This is a genomic window from Aeromonas sp. ASNIH1, assembly GCF_002934285.1.
GTDB lineage: Bacteria > Pseudomonadota > Gammaproteobacteria > Enterobacterales > Aeromonadaceae > Aeromonas > Aeromonas caviae.
On record NZ_CP026228.1, the window covers coordinates 2,019,231 to 2,037,154 of the forward strand.

General features: G+C 61.4%; 21 protein-coding genes. 19 read left to right on the plus strand and 2 right to left on the minus strand.

Annotated elements, in window-relative coordinates; all coding sequences use genetic code 11:
- The first annotated feature begins 2 nt into the window (after positions 1-2).
- Genes fgIL through C2U37_RS09825 form a run of 5 tightly spaced genes read left to right on the plus strand, consistent with a single transcriptional unit; the run spans position 3 to position 4,766 of the window.
- Positions 3-1,109, plus strand: coding sequence for a lateral flagellar basal body P-ring FlgIL (gene fgIL, locus C2U37_RS09805; RefSeq protein WP_041211813.1), 1,107 nt, complete (start codon positions 3-5; stop codon positions 1,107-1,109).
- Between the two features lie 8 nt (positions 1,110-1,117).
- Entirely contained in the window at positions 1,118-1,516 is a 399-nt protein-coding gene (locus C2U37_RS09810) for a rod-binding protein (protein ID WP_104452190.1), read from the plus strand.
- Positions 1,516-2,835 (plus strand): lateral flagellar hook-associated protein LfgK, encoded by a 1,320-nt coding sequence (lfgK, locus tag C2U37_RS09815; RefSeq protein WP_041211811.1) that lies wholly within the window; start codon positions 1,516-1,518, stop codon positions 2,833-2,835. The genes C2U37_RS09810 and lfgK overlap by 1 nt, the downstream gene beginning before the upstream one ends.
- A gap of 10 nt (positions 2,836-2,845) precedes the next feature.
- Complete coding sequence (gene lfgL / locus C2U37_RS09820; RefSeq protein WP_041214013.1) at positions 2,846-3,745, plus strand: lateral flagellar hook-associated protein LfgL; 900 nt, start codon at positions 2,846-2,848, stop codon at positions 3,743-3,745.
- 19 nt (positions 3,746-3,764) lie between these two features.
- Positions 3,765-4,766: a hypothetical protein gene (locus C2U37_RS09825; protein WP_104452191.1), complete on the plus strand. Its 1,002-nt coding sequence runs from the start codon at positions 3,765-3,767 to the stop codon at positions 4,764-4,766.
- A gap of 60 nt (positions 4,767-4,826) precedes the next feature.
- Here C2U37_RS09825 and fliB read toward each other — a convergent pair whose 3' ends face one another.
- Positions 4,827-5,990 (minus strand): flagellin lysine-N-methylase, encoded by a 1,164-nt coding sequence (gene fliB, locus C2U37_RS09830; protein WP_199770522.1) that lies wholly within the window; start codon positions 5,988-5,990, stop codon positions 4,827-4,829.
- A gap of 210 nt (positions 5,991-6,200) precedes the next feature.
- Between fliB and lafA (C2U37_RS09840) the strand changes: the two genes are divergently transcribed.
- The 11 genes from lafA (C2U37_RS09840) to C2U37_RS09890 all read left to right on the plus strand — a co-directional run bounded on the left by lafA (C2U37_RS09840) (position 6,201) and on the right by C2U37_RS09890 (position 14,942).
- Positions 6,201-7,061: a lateral flagellin LafA gene (lafA, locus tag C2U37_RS09840; protein ID WP_042015082.1), complete on the plus strand. Its 861-nt coding sequence runs from the start codon at positions 6,201-6,203 to the stop codon at positions 7,059-7,061.
- 178 nt (positions 7,062-7,239) lie between these two features.
- Positions 7,240-8,100 (plus strand): lateral flagellin LafA, encoded by an 861-nt coding sequence (lafA, locus tag C2U37_RS09845; protein WP_042015083.1) that lies wholly within the window; start codon positions 7,240-7,242, stop codon positions 8,098-8,100.
- A 113-nt stretch (positions 8,101-8,213) separates the two neighbouring features.
- Entirely contained in the window at positions 8,214-9,497 is a 1,284-nt protein-coding gene (gene lafB, locus C2U37_RS09850) for a lateral flagellar capping protein LafB (RefSeq protein WP_104452194.1), read from the plus strand.
- Positions 9,498-9,536: 39 nt separating this feature from the next.
- On the plus strand, positions 9,537-9,929 hold the full coding sequence (gene lafC, locus C2U37_RS09855) for a lateral flagellar export chaperone LafC (protein WP_041211804.1): 393 nt from the start codon (positions 9,537-9,539) through the stop codon (positions 9,927-9,929).
- 120 nt (positions 9,930-10,049) lie between these two features.
- A complete protein-coding gene (locus C2U37_RS09860; RefSeq protein WP_041214009.1) occupies positions 10,050-10,388 on the plus strand; it encodes a hypothetical protein in 339 nt (112 codons plus the stop codon).
- Entirely contained in the window at positions 10,379-11,428 is a 1,050-nt protein-coding gene (locus tag C2U37_RS09865) for a flagellar hook-length control protein FliK (RefSeq protein ID WP_104452195.1), read from the plus strand. The genes C2U37_RS09860 and C2U37_RS09865 overlap by 10 nt, the downstream gene beginning before the upstream one ends.
- 39 nt (positions 11,429-11,467) lie before the next feature.
- The gene (gene lafF / locus C2U37_RS09870) at positions 11,468-11,926 is read left to right on the plus strand and encodes a lateral flagellar basal body-associated protein LafF (RefSeq protein ID WP_041211801.1); all 459 of its coding nucleotides are present in this window, start codon (positions 11,468-11,470) and stop codon (positions 11,924-11,926) included.
- Between the two features lie 5 nt (positions 11,927-11,931).
- Positions 11,932-12,642: a lateral flagellar system RNA polymerase sigma factor LafS gene (gene lafS / locus C2U37_RS09875; protein ID WP_104452196.1), complete on the plus strand. Its 711-nt coding sequence runs from the start codon at positions 11,932-11,934 to the stop codon at positions 12,640-12,642.
- 50 nt (positions 12,643-12,692) lie between these two features.
- Positions 12,693-13,550 (plus strand): lateral flagellar motor stator protein LafT, encoded by an 858-nt coding sequence (gene lafT, locus C2U37_RS09880; protein WP_041211799.1) that lies wholly within the window; start codon positions 12,693-12,695, stop codon positions 13,548-13,550.
- Complete coding sequence (gene lafU, locus C2U37_RS09885; protein WP_104452197.1) at positions 13,550-14,497, plus strand: lateral flagellar motor protein LafU; 948 nt, start codon at positions 13,550-13,552, stop codon at positions 14,495-14,497. Before lafT ends, lafU begins: the two co-directional genes overlap by 1 nt.
- Positions 14,484-14,942, plus strand: a complete 459-nt coding sequence (locus C2U37_RS09890) for a PilZ domain-containing protein (RefSeq protein ID WP_042015087.1) — start codon at positions 14,484-14,486, stop codon at positions 14,940-14,942. Before lafU ends, C2U37_RS09890 begins: the two co-directional genes overlap by 14 nt.
- Here C2U37_RS09890 and C2U37_RS09895 read toward each other — a convergent pair.
- Positions 14,878-15,735, minus strand: a complete 858-nt coding sequence (locus C2U37_RS09895) for a lytic transglycosylase domain-containing protein (protein WP_104453214.1) — start codon at positions 15,733-15,735, stop codon at positions 14,878-14,880. The genes C2U37_RS09890 and C2U37_RS09895 overlap by 65 nt on opposite strands.
- Before the next feature lie 255 nt (positions 15,736-15,990).
- Between C2U37_RS09895 and C2U37_RS09900 the strand changes: the two genes are divergently transcribed.
- The 3 genes from C2U37_RS09900 (at position 15,991) to rsmH (ending at position 17,923) form a co-directional block, all read left to right on the plus strand.
- A complete protein-coding gene (locus C2U37_RS09900; protein WP_041211797.1) occupies positions 15,991-16,287 on the plus strand; it encodes a hypothetical protein in 297 nt (98 codons plus the stop codon).
- Between the two features lie 238 nt (positions 16,288-16,525).
- Positions 16,526-16,984: a division/cell wall cluster transcriptional repressor MraZ gene (gene mraZ, locus C2U37_RS09905; protein WP_039040489.1), complete on the plus strand. Its 459-nt coding sequence runs from the start codon at positions 16,526-16,528 to the stop codon at positions 16,982-16,984.
- Entirely contained in the window at positions 16,985-17,923 is a 939-nt protein-coding gene (gene rsmH, locus C2U37_RS09910) for a 16S rRNA (cytosine(1402)-N(4))-methyltransferase RsmH (protein ID WP_042015088.1), read from the plus strand.
- Position 17,924: the final 1 nt, after the last annotated feature.

Genomic DNA, 17,924 nt, shown 5'->3' on the forward strand with positions numbered 1-17,924 from the left:
CGATGAACAGATGGTATATCGCCCTGCTCTGCCTGGCGCTGTCGGGCGTGGCCGGCGCCGCTGTCCCCGCCAAACGGGCCCTGCTGGACATTGCCGACGTGCAGGGGATGAGAGCCAACCAGCTGGTGGGCTATGGCCTGGTGGTCGGCCTCTCCGGCACCGGGGATCGCAGTCAGGTCAAATTCACCGGCCAGTCCATGACCAACATGCTCAAGCAGTTCGGGGTGCAGCTGCCCGATGACATCGACCCCAAGCTCAAGAACGTGGCTGCCGTCTCCGTGCAGGCGACGCTGCCCGCCCTCGCCGGCAAGGGTCAGCAGATGGACGTGACCGTGACCTCCATCGGCGATGCCAAGAGCCTGAGAGGCGGATCGCTGCTGCTCACTCCCCTGCGCGGCATCGACGGTGAAGTCTATGCGGTCGCCCAGGGCAACCTGGTGGTGGCAGGGGTCAAGGCGGAGGGGCAATCCGGCTCCTCCGTGACCATCAACGTGCCAACGGCCGGCATCATCCCGAACGGTGCCATCATCGAGCGGGAGGTGGCCAGCAACTTCTCGGACAAGCCGGAAGTGACGCTCAACCTGCACCAGCCCAACTTCAAGACGGCCCGCAACGTGGAGCGGGAGATCAACCGCCAGCTTGGCCCCGTGGCCAAGGCGGTCAGCGCCGGTCGCATCCAGATTGCGGCTCCCCGGGACGAGAGCCAGCGGATCTCCTTCATGGCCCTGTTGCAGGACATCCAGGTGGACATGGGCAAGGAGCGGCCGCGAGTCGTTTTCAACAGCCGTACCGGCACCGTGGTCATGGGGCAGGGGGTCAAGGTGCACAAGGCGGCGGTCAGCCACGGCAGCCTGACGGTGACCATAGGTGAGAGCCAGACGGTGAGCCAGCCCAATGCCTTCTCCAACGGGCGGACCACCACGACGCCCAACTCCCAGATCCAGGTTGACCGGGAGCGCAACAACATGTTTGTCTGGCCGGATGGCACCTCCCTGGAGGTGATCGTCAAGGCGGTGAATTCCCTGGGGGCGACCCCGGATGATGTCATGGCCATCCTGCAAGCCCTCGACGAGGCGGGAGCCCTCGAAGGCGAGCTGGTGGTCATCTAAGGATCTCTATGACCAGAATTACCTCGGAGCCTGGTTTCTATCAGGATCTCAATGAACTGCAGCAGATAAAGAGCAACCCGGATCAGCGCGCGGCCCTGGAGGCGGCGGCCGGCCAGTTCGAGGTGAGCTTCCTGCAGACGGTGCTCAAGCACATGCGTTCGGCGTCCGACGCCATGCAGGATGAAGAGGACAGGCTTATCAAGGGGGAGTCCCTCTACCGCGACATGTACGACAGCCAGCTCGCGATGAGCCTGGTCAAGTGCGGCGGCATGGGGCTCAAGGAGCAGATGGTCAATCAACTGGCCCCCACATTAAAGAATGCCGAGCCGGTGGTCGCTTCAGATTCCCAGACCCTGGCTGCCTTCAGTCAGCCTCTGAATTCGGCAAAAATGAGGAAAGTTGACTGATGTCGCTGCTCAGTATCGGTTTTAGCGGACTCAATGCATCGCAGATCGCATTGAACATCTCTGCCCAGAATATCGCCAACGTCAATACCATCGGGTACAGCCGCCAGGAGGCCATGATGGGCAGCCTGTCGGGCTTTGGCCGGATGGACAACGGCATGGGGGTCGAGGTGACCGGGGTTCGCAGGATCACCGATGACTATCTGGTCTCCCAGCACTGGCGCAGCCGCTCCGCGACCGGCTCCTCCTATGCGTTTCACCAGTACATCAATACGACAGAGCAGTTGCTCGGCAGCGAGTCGATGAACATCACCAAGGGGCTGGACAGTTTCTTTGCGTCCCTGAGCGCCGCTCTCGACAGCCCGGAAACACCGGCGCAGCGCAGCCAGATCGTCAGCTCGGCCGGTGCCCTGGCCAACCGCTTCGGCCAGTTGAACGAGAGCCTGCTGACCCAGGAGAAGCAGATCGACGATCAGCTGGGCAGTACCATTACCCAGGTGAACAGCTATCTCAAGCAGGTGGCGGAGCTCAACACCCAGATCGGCGAGCAGGCTTCCAAGGGGGTCAACACCTCGGCGCTGGAAGACAGCCGCGAGCAGATAGTGCGCGAGCTGTCGACCTTCATGGAGGTGCGGGTCAACCGTCAGAGCGACGGCTCCTTCTCCCTGAGCCTGCCCCAGGGCCAGCCCCTGGTGCTGGCCGGCAGCAGCAGCACCCTCTCTCTGGCCGGTGACACCCTGAGCCTGAGCTTCGGGCCGCAATCCTTCGAGGTCCCCAGGCTTCAGGGCGGCACCCTGGCGGGCGTGCTGGAATATCGCACCACAGTGCTGCGCCCCCTGCGCGACGAGCTGAACCAGATCGCGAAGAAGCTGGCGGATGACTTCAACGCCAAGCAGGCGGGTGGCGTCGATCTGAACGGCGATCCCGGCAAACCCCTGTTCAGCTACGACCCCCTCAATCCCTCCGGCACCCTCAAGGTGGCCGACGGCTTTACCGGGGATCACCTCGCCTTCGCCAAGGCGGGGGGCGGCAACGGCGACAACCGCAACCTGCAGGAGCTGCTGACCATCAAGGATGATCAGTACGATGCCTACAGCGCCCTGCTTGGCAAGATGGCGGTGCAGAGCGGTCAGGCCAAGGCGACCATGGAGGCCGATGCCAACATGGAGAAACAGCTCGCCACCAAGCTCAGCAGCGTGAGCGGCGTCAACCTCGATGAGGAAGGGGTCAAGGTGATGGCCTACACCAAGGCGTATCAGGCCAATGCCAAGGTGATCAGCACCTCGGATCAACTCTTCAATTCCATTCTCAACATGTTCTGACGGAGTCCGCATGCGCATCAGCACCAACCAGATCCAGCTCAGCATGCTCGACAACCTGCAGCGGGGCTTTGGCGACTACGCCCGGCTGGATCGCCAGATCTCCTCCAACAAGCGGATCCTGCAGCCTTCGGACGATCCCGTGGGCAGCGTGCAACTGCTCGGTCTGAAGAAAGAGCAGGTGGCCATGGCCCAGTACCAGAAGAACATCGCCAATGCCAAGAGCCAGCTATCCCAGGGGGAGCTGCAGTTCGAGACCATGACCAACATGCTGAGCCGGTTGCGGGAGCTGACCCAGACGGCAGCCAACGGTTCCCTCTCCGAGGACGATCGCCGGGCGGTGTCCAGCGAGGCGGCCATCATCAAGGAGGGGCTGCTGGATCTCGCCAATGCCCGCAACGAGAACGGTTCAAGCCTGTTCAGCGGTAGCCAGGTGGACAAGACCCCCATCGTCCAGGGGCCGGGTGGCGGCTATCTCTATCAGGGGGATGCACTGGTGCGGGAGGTGGAGATTGCCCGGGGGGTGACGGTGTCCCTCAACCAGACCGCAGACAGCCTGTTCATCCAGAACGGGGATTTCTTCAAGCAGCTGGACGACATGGTGGCGGCCTTCGATGCCGGCGCACCGGATGCGGCGGATCAGGCCAGAGCCATGCTGGATCGCAGCAAGACCCTGCAGGATGACATCAGCCAGATGGTGAGCACCATAGGGGCACGCATCAACCTGCTGGATCAGGTGGACGAGGGTCATGCCGAGAAGAGCACCTATAGCAAGGAAGTGAGCAATCAGATAGAGTCCCTCGACTACGCGGGGGCCGTGACCCAGCAGGCGCATGTGCTGATGGCTCTGCAGGTGCAACAGCAGGCCTTCGCCAAGGTGAATGGCCTGAGCCTGTTCAACTACATGCCCTAAATCTGTCTAAGGAGCCAGGATGCAGATTCAACAAACCCGTCCGGGGAGCGTGGTCGAAACGCCGGCCCAACCCAGGTTGCAAGGTCGTTCGACTGCCCAGGCTACTTCTCCCCAGACTCCTCGCAATGAACGCCAGCCCAATGTCATCCGGCTGGATCGCTGGGCCCTGATCGGCACGGCGCAGCAGCGCATCGCCCATGCCCAGGGGGGCGAGCAGGCCCTGAGCCAGGTGTGGGGCGAGCTGAAGCGCCTGGAGCAGCAGCTCGGCCAGCAGAAGGCGGCGAGCGGGGATCTGGTCTCCCGTCTCAAGGTACTGGAAGAGAAGCTGACCCAGCCGCAGGCGCCACTGACGAGCGAGCTCAGGCCACGCTTGCTGGCGTCGGCCACGGACAGCAGGGTGCACTACAGCGCGGAGCGGCTCGATCTGCTGAGCCCAAGGGCGAGTGCCGAGCGTCTCGTCTTCTCCTTCCCTCAGACCAGCAGCGCCGTCGAGGTGCTGCTGCCCGCCGATGCCAGTGAAGCGGAGGCGGCCGCCCGTCTGGATCGCGCGCTGCGCAAGGAGCATATCCAGGCGCGCCTGAACGAGCTGGGCAAGCTGGAGCTGAGCGTGCCGGATCAGCACAGGCGCAAGCTGGATGAACCCGTGCTGCTGAGCGGCGAGGGCATCCGCATTCCCGCCGGCAACCCGGTACCCGTGCAGTTCAAGCCAAAGGCGGGGCAGTTGACCCAGCTCGGCGAGGGGCTCGACAAGGGGGAGATCAAACAGGAGCAGCAACGGCTGAAGCGACTGCTCGGGGAGATAGAGCAGTCGATGCGCGAGCTCAAGCAGTTTCGCCAGCGGATGGTGAAGCAGCTCGATCGGGTGAAGTCACGCAGCCAGAACCTGCAGCAGGAGGAGCTGGTCCAGTTGCAGGGCAAGCTCAGCCTCCAGCTCAAGGAAGGGGGCTTCATGGGGACCATGTCCGGTCTGCTTGCCCAGGCCAACGTCTCGCGCCAGAACGTGGTGGCGCTGCTCACCTAGGGGGCCAGGTCCCGTTCACGACAGAAAACCGCCATGCAGCTCGCTGGCGGTTTTCTGTTTTCAGGGCTTGAGCAGGGCGTACAGGGAGATGTCCGACGCGAAGCCTGAGTCGTTGAGCCCCTGTTCTATGGTCTTGATAAAACTCGCATTGTGCTGGCGTATAGTGTGGTAGCTGTAGAAGAGGTTGACCACGTCCTGCTCGTCCAGCTCCTTGTCCATGGCCAGCAGGCAGAGGTAGTTGCGCAGCAGGAAGTAGTCGACCACCAGCAGCTGATAGGCCTGGCACTTGTCGCCCTGCTGCAACGGGAAGTTGTGGTGATAGACGTAGTAGAGCAGGTAGTTGTCCAGGATCTGGGGATGGCTGGCCAGGAAGGGGGCGACCCTGTCGTGCCAGACTTGCTGCAGGTGTGCAAGCTTGTCCTCGTCGTAGGTTCCCTCCAGTACCTCGTTGATCTTGTCGAGGCAGACCTGCATGGTCTGCCGCCCCCGTCTCCCCTGGGAATAGGCCAGCAACTGGTGGGTCATGGTTCTGAGGCCCCACCACTGCAGTCTGGGCAGGGCGGGCAACTGCTCGAACATGGTGTTGAGCTCCCCGCGTTCGGCCAGTACCGCCACCTGATCAAGGAAGGCCTCGTGGGAGAGTTGCGCAGGATCCCGATGGATCAGCATGCCGACCAGCCATAGCCGAATCGCCACGGGGATATCCGTGGCGGCCAGCACGTGAATGCTCAGGCTGTGCAACGTCGCCATGGCGTTGGAGGGGGGCGGAGCGAAGGGCAGGGGCTGGGTGAGCTCGGTGACCTCGGTCTGCATCGCCAGGGGGTCAAGCAACAACTGGCGGCACACCTGGGGGCAGGAGAGCATCAGGGACCTCTTGAGCTGGTTGCCGATGCGGGTCTGGGCTCTGGGGTAGGTCTTGCAGGTGTGACTCAGGGCATCCGGACCCGCCTTGCTGTGGATCTGGCACAGGTGGTTTTCATCGAGGAAGGGGCAGGCGCCCTGTTCGTCGAGCTTTATCTCCCCCCAGCGCTCGTTGCTCTGCTTCACCTTGATGATGTGCAGCTTGCTCAGGGACTTGACCGTGGGGTCGGGGTGGCGTTCATAGCTGCGGAAGGTCTGCTTGTCGATGCTGATGGTCCAGCTGTGGCAGCAGTTGTCCTCGCAGCGATCGCCGATGCACTGGAAATGTTGAACGAAATGCGGTGTGTAGAGCGAAGCAGCCATGTCGCCATCCGGTAGTGAGAGAGGACGTTTTAAAAGCAATAAGCATGCCGGATGGGGGAGGCGGCGAGCACCCGGGATACCGGAATGCCCGGGAGGGGGCCAGAAGAAAAATATGCGGAGGGAAGATTACATTTCTGTGCGAAAGGGGTCGTCTCTATCTGATGTCAACCTAACGGGCTGCTGTGCAGCGTTTAACTCGAGGAATACATCATGGGCTTGTCCATCCATACCAACTTCGCCTCCCTGACCACCCAGAACCAGCTGAACAACACCAACAAGATGTTGGGCACTGCCATGCAGCGCCTGGGCACCGGCCTTCGCATCAACTCCGCCGCCGACGACGCAGCCGGTCTGCAGATGGCTACCCGCCTGCAAGCCCAGTCCAACGGCCAGAAGGTCGGTATGCGCAACGCCCAGGATGCCATCTCCATGATGCAGACCGCAGAAGGCGCCATGGATGAGATGACCAACATCGTTCAGCGCATGAAGGACCTGGCGACCCAGGGTGCCAACGGCACTACCAGCGCCGATGACTATACCGCCCTGAACGCCGAGTTCGGCGAACTGACCAAGGAGCTGGGTAATATTGTTAACAACACCAGCTTTGGTGGCCAGAAGTTGTTGAAAGGAGGGTCGTTCGAGGCTGCCGCTGGTGTGACTTTCCAGATTGGTGGCTCTAGTACTGAAACATTGAAGGTTGATGTAGCTACCGCGATGAAGGACCTTACTGGCACTACCGCAACTAGTGGTATTGCAGGCGCAGAGATTGTCGCGGGTATTGGTGATCAAGCCAAAGCCAGTGACGCGATTACCGCCACAAGTGACCTGCTTGATCAAATTGGTGCTGTCCGTTCTTCCTTCGGTGCCAACATCAACCGTCTGGAGCACACCGTCAACAACCTCTCCAACATGAAAGAGAACACCGACATGGCGAACGGTCGCATCATGGATGCCGACTTCGCCCAGGAGAGCACCAACATGACCAAGAACCAGATGCTGATGCAGGCTGGCATGTCCGTGCTGTCCAACTCCAACCAGATGACCGGCATGGTGACTTCCCTGCTGCGTTGATCCTGGTGGCACCCATCCCCTGGTGGGTGCCTTTTTCCCGTTTCCCCTCCCAGCTCCTCCCGCGCCCTCTTTTTTCATCATATTTTTCACCCGCAGCTCAAGTCTTGCCTCGCACCTGTCGCTTCTCTTGTTCGTAGGGTTATCCGCTGCGGTAGCAGCCTTCTTCGAGGAATAGATCATGGGTTTGTCCATTCATACCAACTTCGCTTCTCTGACCACTCAGAACCAGCTGAACAACACCAACAAGATGCTGGGCACCGCCATGCAGCGCCTGGGTACCGGTCTTCGCATCAACTCCGCCGCCGATGATGCCGCCGGTCTGCAGATGGCCACTCGCCTGCAAGCCCAGTCCAACGGCCAGAAGGTCGGCATGCGCAACGCCCAGGACGCCGTCTCCATGATGCAGACCGCCGAAGGTGCCATGGACGAGATGACCAACATCGTTCAGCGTATGAAAGACCTGGCCACTCAGGGCGCCAACGGCACTGCGAGCGCGGAAGACCGTCTGGCCATGGGCACCGAAATGAAGGAACTGACCGCCGAGCTGAAGAACATCAGCGATAACACCCGTTTCGGTGGTGAGGCTCTGATCGGCGCTGGTGGCAAGTTCGAAGCCGGTACTGTGACTTTCCAGATCGGTGGTACTGCCGCCGAGAAGCTGGACGTCAAGGCCGACACCAACGTCAAGGCCGTCAACACCGCTATCACCACGGCGACCTCCGACCTGTCCACCGCCGATGCCACCGCTCTGGCTTCCACTGACTTCAATGCGCAGATCACCAAGATGGAGACTGCTCTGGGCGCAATCGGTACCGCCCGTTCCCAGTTCGGTGCCAACATCAACCGTCTGGAGCACACCGTCAACAACCTCTCCAACATGAAAGAGAACACCGACATGGCGAACGGCCGCATCATGGATGCCGACTTCGCCCAGGAGAGCACCAACATGACCAAGAACCAGATGCTGATGCAGGCTGGCATGTCCGTGCTGTCCAACTCCAACCAGATGACCGGCATGGTGACTTCCCTGCTGCGTTGATGGTTTGCCGGGCCGCCCCGAGAGGGGCGGCTCTTGTTTGACAACCGCTTGCCGGTTGGAAAGGGCCGAGCCGGTCTTTTCCAACGGGCATGCCACCGAATAAGGGGATAAAGATGCAAATAGATCCGGCCAGCACGGCGATGCAACTGGTAGCCGTCGAGCGCCAGAACATGGACAAGCTGCTGAAGAAGCAGCTGGACAGCGTCAAGGCGCAGCAGAGCGCCATCAGCAGCCTCACCACCAAGCTGTCGAGTTTCCAGACCCTGCTCAAGGATCTGAACAAGGCGAGCAGCCTGCAGGCTCAGAAGGCCACCCTGTCCCAGGAAGGGCTCATGACGGTGACGAGCAATGGCAAGGCCAGCTCGGGTCAGTACAGCTTCTTCGTGGAGCAGCTTGCCCAGTCCCATCAGGTCGGCTTGCAGCTTGACAGTGACACGGCACCGCTGCCGGCAGACGGCGTCTTCTCCCTGACCGTCAAGGGCAAGACCCTGGACATCGACCTGGCTTCTCTCCCGGCTGGCGCCACCGTCAAGGATCTGGTCTCCCAGATCAACAATGCCAAGGACAACCCGGGGGTGAAGGCGACCCTGGTACGCACCGACGGCAAGGTCAGCATGGTACTGACCAGCAAGGAGAGCGGCGTGGAGAACGCCATCACCCTGGGGTACAGCGGGGATGGTGCCAATGCCCTCGGGGTGGCGATGGCCGGCAAGACGGACATCACCCAGGCGCAGGACGCCAAGCTGCGCATGGGGGGGGACAACCCTCTCACCATCACCTCTGCCAGCAACAAGATAGAGAACGTGGTGGATGGCCTGACGTTCCAGCTGACCAAGGCGCAAAAGGCGGATGATGCTCCGCTGCTGGTCACGGTGGATCAGGACAAGGAGGCGGTTACCGGCTCCCTCAAGAAGTTTGTCGACAGTTACAACGAGCTGGTGGATGAGCTGGCCAAGATGACCTCCAGCGATCCCAAGGCGCCGGGAGCCCTCTCCTCCGACAGCGGGGTACGCAGCCTCAAGAGCGTGATTGCCCGCAGCGTGCGGGAGTTGCCCGATGATCTGACCCTGGGGAGCCTGGGGATCAAGACCGACAAGGCGGGCAAGCTCTCCTTCAACGAGACCGACTTCAACAAGGCGCTGGAGAAGGATCCCGAGCTGCTCGGCAAGGCACTCATGGGCGATGACGGTCTGCTCAAGCGGATGAGTAATGCCCTGGACCCCTATACCAAGCGGGACGGTGCACTCAAGGGGCGCAAGACAGGTCTTGAAGCGAACGAGAAGCGGGTGAACGAGCGGATGGAGGCGCTGGATCGGCGCATGGATTCCGCGTATAAGCGCTACCTCAATCAGTTCACCACCATGAACCAGATGTTGCAGACCATGGGCAGCTTGTGAGACGGCTAGCCCGTAACACTTTGAATAAGCGAGTTTTTCATGTTTGAACCCCAAGAAGGCTATGACGCCTACCAGTTCGCCGCCACCCAGGCCAAGGCAGCGAGCGCCGATCCGCACCAGCTGGTGCTGATGTTGATGGATGGCCTGCTCGACGAAATTGCCAGGGCCGAGGGCCACATTCTGGCCAGGCAGTACGAGCGCAAGGGGCAGTCCATCAACAAGTGTCTGCAGATCCTGGGAGGGCTCGACAGTGCCCTCGACATGGACAAGGGCGGGGAGCTGGCCAGCAACCTGCACCGTCTCTACGACTACTGCGGCCAGCGGCTGTTCGAGATCAGTGTGGCCAACGATGTCGCGGGCTTTGCAGAGGTGCGTCGCATCCTGCTGGAGCTGAAAGAGGGTTGGGAAGCGATGGCCCGCCATCCCCGTTGATGCGGAAATCCACCTTCCTCATGGGGCAAAGGTCGGAACTAACGTATTGAAATATAATGTTTATATATTTGGCCTGCTCCTTGCTTGCCCGCAAGGTCGTCCTATTTTGAGGCCATCATCATGTCCATGACAGGAGCCGTGCCCCCCGGTGCGGAACGCGAGACCCGTCAGCGCCAGCTCCTGGGGCTCGGGCGTCTTATCTTGCAGCAGGCCCGCGCCGGACAGTGGGATGCGGTGCGGCTGGCGGATCAGCGTCTTGCCCAGCTGGTGGCGCATCTGAACAGCCAGCCTGCATTGTGGCAATCCCTGATGCCGGCCCGGGATCAGGTGCGCCACTGGCATCGGGAAGCCTTCGCGCTCTGTGAGCAGGAAACGGCGCTGCGCAAGCAGGAGTGGGACAGCCTCTCCCGCAAGCGGGAAGGATTGCAGGCCTACGACGAGGCGCAGACATGGGCATGATCCCTCTCCCCGTGGCAGAGACACTGCCCGCTTCCCCATCCGGTGGTTTTACCCGCCTCTCCCGCCAGCCTGACGGGCAGGGGGAAGAGTACCAGCCTCTGGATCTTCCGCAGGAGGCGATGCTTCCTCCGTCCACCACCCCTTCCGCCCCCGTCGACGAGACGGAGCAGGAGGAGAGCGTCGAAGTGGCTGCGGATGTCGCCGAGCAACTCGCCGCCTTCAACCAGATGCCACCACCTTTTGTCCGCCAGGAGGAGGGACGCCTTCCTCCTGCCCGTTTGTCATCGAATGGCGGCCTTGCCCCCGTCGGGGAGGTGCAACCCGCCTCCTCGCCTGTGCTGCGCGCCCTCAGCGGGTTCGAGCGAATGGAAGGGGAGCGGATGCCGGTGCCGCCGGTTTCCGTTGGCAAAGAGAGCCTCCCTCAACCCGCCGGAGAGCTGGCCATGCGAATGCTCCAGCCGACCACCCAGGGCGAGCTGCCTGCGACCCGGAGTGCGGCAGTGGTGGTGCCTCTTCCCGGGGAGCCCGCCCCGGAGCGGGAGGTCAGCGTCACCGAATTCAAGGCAATGGCGGGGTTGTCGCCCGCGCTCTCTGCCGCCAGGCCTGCGGAATACCAGTGGGCACCGGCGCGTCTTGCCGCAAGCGAGGCCCAGTGGGGCCAGCAGCTGGTCGATGTGCTCAAAGACAGGGTCGAGCTGCAGGTGAACCACAGCATCAAGCAGGCCCATATCCGCCTCGATCCCCCCGAGCTGGGTCGCCTCGAACTGACCGTGAGGATGGAAGGGGATCGGCTCAACGTGCAGCTCAACGTGACCAACCCGGCGGTGCGTGAAGCCCTGATCCAGTCGATGGAGCGGCTTCGCATGAGTTTGGCTCCCCATCATGCCGGTGGCGTCGAGGTGAACGTGGGCCAGGGGGGAGAGCAGGAGCGGGGGGATCGCTGGCAGCAGGAAAAGATCCTGGCAGGTCGACGACAGTGGCAGGAAGAACAGGACGCATCGGGTAGTGCTGGCCAGGATTGGCTCAACACCCTGGTGTGACATTTCAAGATCTGGCAATAGCGAGAGTGATTTCAAATTATGCGGCGTGTCATGAAGTGGTTGATGGTGATAATGATGGCGCTGTGCCTGCTGGCGGCGCTGGCTTATGGCGCCTATCTCAAGCGGGATACGGTTGCCGTCTGGCTGGGTCTGGCAGAAGCCAAGCCCGAGCTGAGCAAGACGCCGCTGTTCAAACCGATGGAGCGTTTCGTCATCAGCCTGGAGGGGGACAGAGAGCCCCACTATCTGGTGCTTGAGCTGGCGCTGGTCACCCACAATCCCCAGCAACTGGAGACGCTCAACGAGCTGACCCCCCTGATCCGCAATGCCATGGTGCAATATTTCAGCCATCGCTCCCATGAAGCGGTGAAGCAGGAGCTGCAGAACATCTCGGCCCTTCAGACCTCTCTGCTCGGCAAACTGGTGGGAACCCTGGAGGGGTATGGCTACAAGCCCTATCTGGATGAAGTGCTGGTCACCAAGGTCCTGGTGCAGTAGCGAACATGATGGACGCTGGTTGGGATACTCCTTGCGAACTGACCGCCTCCGCTCCCCGCACCGGTGAGCAGGTGATCCTGAGCCGTTATCTGCCTCTGGTGAAGCGGGCAGCCACTCACCTGCGCAGTCAGGTGAGCGCCAGCTTCGATCAGGAGGACATGGAGCAGGTCGGCATGATGGGGCTGCTGGAAGCCTGGCGTCGCTATGGGGGTGAACCGGATGCCCAGTTCGAGAGCTATGCCTTCAAGCGGGTACGGGGAGCCATGCTGGATGAGCTGCGGCGCCTCGACTGGCGCCCCCGTCAGCTGCGCCAGCAGGTGCACGGTCACAACCAGGTACAGCGGGAGCTGTTCAATCGTCTGGGGCGCAACCCGACCGAGCAGGAGCTGGCACAGGCGCTGTCCTGCACCGTCGAGGAGGTGCGCCAGCTCGCCTATGCGAGCCAGGCCGAGGCGTTGCAGAGTCTGGAGGAGTGGCTGGAGAACGGAGGCAGGGCGCCAGCATCCGAGTCTGACGATCAGGATCTGGCCATGACCCTTGCCAAGGTGCTCGGCACCCTGGACAAGCGTGAACAGCTGCTGCTTTCCCTCTATTACCAGCAGGAATTGAACATGAAGGAGATTGCACTGGTGCTCGGGCTGACCGAGTCGCGGGTGTGTCAGCTCCACAAGCAGTGCGTCCTTCAGCTCAAGCAGCGATTGGTCGACTCCATATAGTTATGCCTCTCCCCGCGGGGGGAGTCTTGTTGATTTCTGCGGGAGCATCCATGCAAAAACAGATTGGTCTTGGTGTCATTTTCGTGTGTGTGATCGGCGGCTTCATGATGGCCGGGGGGCGCCCCATCGCCCTGTGGCAGCCTGCCGAACTCATCATCATCATAGGGGCGGCGGTCGGCTCCATGTTCCTTGGCAATTCCAAGGAGGTGATGCATGAAATGTGGCGCCAGATGAAGCTTTGCTTCAAGTCCAACAAGGACGAGAAGGAGATCTATCGCGAACTGCTGACCCTGATGCACCAACTGCTGGAAGAGACCCGCAACAAGGGGATGAAGGCGCTGGACGAGCACGTGGAGAATCCGCAGCAGAGTTCCGTCTTCCTCATGTATCCCCAGGTATCGGAAGATCCGCAACTGCTGGGCTTCATCATCGACAACCTGCGTCTGCTGGGCATGGGCAAGATCACGCCCCATGAGCTCGACACCATACTGGAGCAGGAGATCATGGCCATCGAGGAGGACATGCTCAAGCCCGCCCACGCGCTGCACAAGACCGGGGAGGCCTGCCCCGGCTTCGGGATCCTGGCGGCGGTGATGGGGATAATCATCACCATGCAGCAGCTCGACGGCCCCCTCAGCAACATAGGCGTGCACGTGGCGGCCGCCCTGGTGGGCACCTTCATCGGCATCTTCCTCTGTTATTGCCTGCTGGAGCCCATCAGCAATGCCATGGAGGAGATGGTCAAGCGCCGCATCGGCATGCTGATGTGCATCAAGTCGATCCTGATCGCCCAGCTGCGGGGCAAGACGCCGCTGCTCTCCGTCGATTCCGGCCGCAAGATGCTGGAGCCTGACGTGAAACCCAGCTTCCTCGAACTGGAAGACTGGGTGACCAACAGGGCCATGTGATGCGCAACCACGAGCAGATCGTCATCAAGCGCCAGCAGCGGCGCAGCAGCGCTCCCAAGGGGGGCGGTGCATGGAAGGTGGCCTTCGCCGACTTCACCCTGGCCATGATGGCCTTCTTCATGGTGCTCTGGATCCTGGCCGTCTCCAGCCAGGAGGAGCGTGATGTGGTGGCCAGCCGTCTACGCGACTACAGCATCATGGACAGCGAGGCCAATCCCTTCGATATCCGCAACAGTCCCTATCCGGTGGATCTTGGCGGCAACCCCTCGGTACTGGAGGAGTTGAGTCCCCAGTTCGTGGAGGAGGGGCAGCGTATGCCCAGACACATGGAGCGTGACCGCAGCATCTTTACCGATGGCGCCAAGGGAGGCTATGAGAGCCTGCTGGCGGGCAAGATTGAGGGAGAGAAGCAGATGGCGCAGTTGGCCGGTTTCATCGGGTCCATGGCGGATCAGATGCAGGCCAGAAACAACCTGGAGCTGCAATTGGTGCCCCAGGGTCTGCGGATCCTGATCCGCGACGATGACGAGCGCGAGATGTACAGCCGTGGCAGCGCCCGCATCAGCCCCTATTTCCGCCATCTACTGATGGCACTGGCTCCTGTCTTTCAGCGAGTGGAGAACCGGGTCATGATCTCGGGCCACACCGACAGCACCCCCTTTGCCGGTGACAACTACAGCAACTGGGAGCTCTCCTCCGATCGCGCCATGATGGCGAGGCGTGTCCTGCTTGCTGGCGGCATGCCCCCCGAGCGGGTGGGTCAGGTGGTCGCCATGTCGGATACCATGCTGGACAACACCGCCGATCCCAAAGGCAGCCAGAACCGCCGCATCGAGTTGCTGGTGATGACGACCCAGGCGGAAAAGGGCCTGGAGCAGCTGTTCAGTGCCCAAACCCAAGCCGCCACCCGGATAGCCAAGGATGCCGTTGCCCATGGAAACCCCTGACGCCGATCTGCCCCCCGTGACACCGTTCAAGGATCCCAGGCGCAAACTGCCGCGCTGGTATCTCCATGACGGGACCACGCCCCTGGAATCCCAGAGTTGCGGCATCGCGGCCCGGCTCATGGTCTCCGGCCTGCTGTTCGACAAGCGCATCGGACGGGCGGTGATCAAGGATATCGGACCGGGTGGGGTCGGTTTCCTCGCCCCCGCCCGTTTTACCTTGCCCGATAACGTCAGCCTGTCGTTGTCACCGCGGATCGTGCTGGCCTGTCATATCACCCATCGCAGGGCCATAGGCCAGTACCTCAGCTTCTACGGCGCGCGATGGGTCGATCCTGACTCGGTGGATCTCGCGCCTGTTCTGAGCCACTGGCGCCACTGTTTCATGGCGCCAGCAGAGGGCGAGCCTGCTCCAATCCCAGTGGATCCGGCAACCGCTCAAGAGTGAGGCCTCCCCGCCCCATGTCCAGTCCCCGTGCAGGCATCAACAGCAGGGGATCGTGCAGGCTTTCCAGGGACACGGCCCGCACCAGCTGCGGGCGTGTCTCTTGATGGCGCGGGGCAGGAGGGGCCTTGCCTCCGCCATAAACGATGGGGCAGTCACTCACCTCCCGGGGATCGGGCAATCGCCAGGCGGGATTCCACCGGCTTGCCTCGTTCATGGCAACCCCCCGTTCCATGGCCCACTCCAGCAATGAGCAGCCCCCCGGCTGCCGCCATACCCGGATATTTTCTCCCGCCTGCCAGGGCGGCAGGACAAACCCGTGCTGCGCCGCTCTGTCCAGCAATTGGGAGAGCGCGAGGAAGCGCGCCACATAGAGGCGCGTTTCGGTAGGCAATTGCAACTCCCACACATTGCGTGTCCCGCCGTTGAGCACCGCCTTCAGTACTCTTCCCTCTCCCGCGTTGTAGGCCGCCAGTGCCAGCAACCAGTCCTGCCCGAAGAATTGATGCAGCCAGCCGAGGTAGGAGAGCGCCGCCTCCGTCGCCAATGGCAGGGAGTAGCGGCCATCGAAGCCGTTCGTCATGGGGACGGAGAAGCGGGCTGCGGTATCCGGCATCAACTGCCAGGGCCCGGCGGCGCCCGCCGAGGAGATCACGTCAAGCCGGTAGCTGCTCTCGATCAGGGGCAGCAGTGCCAGCATGGGTGGGAGTTTTCGCGTCTGAACCTGCTCCGTGACCCAGCGGATCATGGGCTGGGACTCGGCGAGCCTCGTTTGCAGGTGGCTGCGCTGGCGCAGCAGAAAGCGGGTCTGCTCGTTGACCAGCTCGGCACCCGGGCCGACAACGGGGGTAGGAAAACCCGCCTGCCAGTGATAATGATCATAGGAGTAACAAACGGCACTGCTCAGTAGCGAGAGCCCGGGGAGAAGGCGCAGGGATATTTTGGCAACAGCGGACAGAGCCTGGCGGGAAAATGATAAAAACACGATGTATCTCAACAGTTTTTGACAATATCTGTCGACTGTTCATGTGGTATCCAGGACGTGATAAGCATGATAACACGAGTAAAAAAGACCCCAAAGGCGGGCAGGGCGATTCAGAAATTTCTGCTTTATCTGATCCTCGTTAATTTTGGTTTGATGTGGCTCTATATCATGTATGCCGACGAGCTGACATTGGGCGCCAATCTACTGCTGACTTTTCTTCTCATCGTCTATAACCTGCTGCTCTGCCAGCTGGTGGTGCTGCGAGCCCGTCGGGTAGGGGATGGCTATATCATCTATCCCGTGGTGGGCGTCAGCATTATCCTGTGCGCCGTCGTGCTGTTCCGTTTCATCATTTCCCCGTGAAATCGATTAATTACGAGGCACACTTCGCCGGGATGATTTAATTCCCCCATGAATAACTTGTGGAAAATCAATTCATTTAATCGGTAGTCCCATCACGCTGCGTCAATATGTTCCCCATGCCCGAGATCCTTGCTTGAAAAGCCCCCTGCTCGTCCTTAAACTTCATGGTGGAGAAAAGTGGATCAAAGTGGTTTTATTGGGCATCTAGCCTCCATAACTCACCTTCGGGGACTGCAATTTGTTGCGTGGCGCTCACGCCATCAGCCTGGACAGCAAGGGGCGGTTGGCGATTCCGACCAAATTTCGTGATTGGCTGCGCGACGAATGCGACGGTCAGCTGGTCTGCACCATCGACATCGCCCATCCCTGTCTGCTGCTTTATCCCCTGAATGAATGGGAAGAGGTGGAGCGCAAGCTGAAGACCCTTTCCAGCACCAACCCGGCGGAACGCCGCCTGCAGCGTCTGCTGCTCGGCCACGCGGCCGAATGCGAACTGGATGGCAATGGCCGTTTGCTGCTCAGCCAACCGCTGCGCAGCCATGCCGGGCTGGACAAGAAAGTCATGCTGGTGGGCCAGCTCAACAAATTCGAGCTGTGGGATGAAGCCCGCTGGCAACAACAGATCAACGACGACATCCTGGGCCTGCCCGAGGACGACTGGGCAAGTTCACCACGACTACAGGATTTTTCTTTATAAATGACCCAAGCCGCTGAACACATCACAGTGCTGTTGCACGAAGCCGTCGAAGGGCTGGCCATCAAGCCGGACGGTATCTACGTCGACGGTACCTTTGGCCGGGGGGGTCACTCTCGTCTCATTCTCCAGCATCTGGGCCCCAATGGCCGTCTGATCGCCATCGACCGGGATCCCCAGGCCATTGCCGAGGCGGCCAAGATCCAGGATCCCCGTTTCGAGATCGTGCACGGTCCCTTCTCCGGCATCACCCGCTATCTGACCGAGCGCGGCCTGCTGGGCAAGGTCGATGGCTTCCTGCTGGATCTCGGTGTCTCCTCCCCCCAGCTTGATGATGCCGAACGTGGCTTCAGCTTCATGAAGGACGGCCCGCTCGACATGAGGATGGATCCCACCTCCGGTCAGAGCGCCGCCGAGTGGCTGGCCCGTGCCGATGTGGACGACATCGCCTGGGTGCTGAAAACCTTCGGTGAGGAGCGCTTCGCCAAGAAGATTGCTCGCGCCATCGTGCACGATCGGGTGACCGAGCCCTATGTGCGCACCCGCCAGCTGGCGGAGATGATTGCCCGGGTCAACCCGAGCAAGGAGAAGGGAAAGCACGCGGCGACCCGCAGCTTCCAGGCCATCCGCATCTACATCAACAGCGAGCTGGACGAGATCGAAACCGCCCTCAACGGCGCGCTGGACGTGCTGGCTCCTCACGGTCGTCTCTCCGTCATCAGCTTCCACTCTCTGGAAGATCGGCTGGTGAAGCATTTTATTCGCAAGCATGAGAAAGGTCCGGAAGTACCCCACGGGATCCCCCTGACCGAAGCCCAGCTGGCCGGTGGTCGCAAGCTGAAGTCGATCGGCAAGGCGCTCAAGCCTTCCGACCACGAGGTCAATGAAAACACCCGGTCCCGCAGCTCGGTGCTGCGGGTCGCAGAGCGTCTTGCGGAGTAAA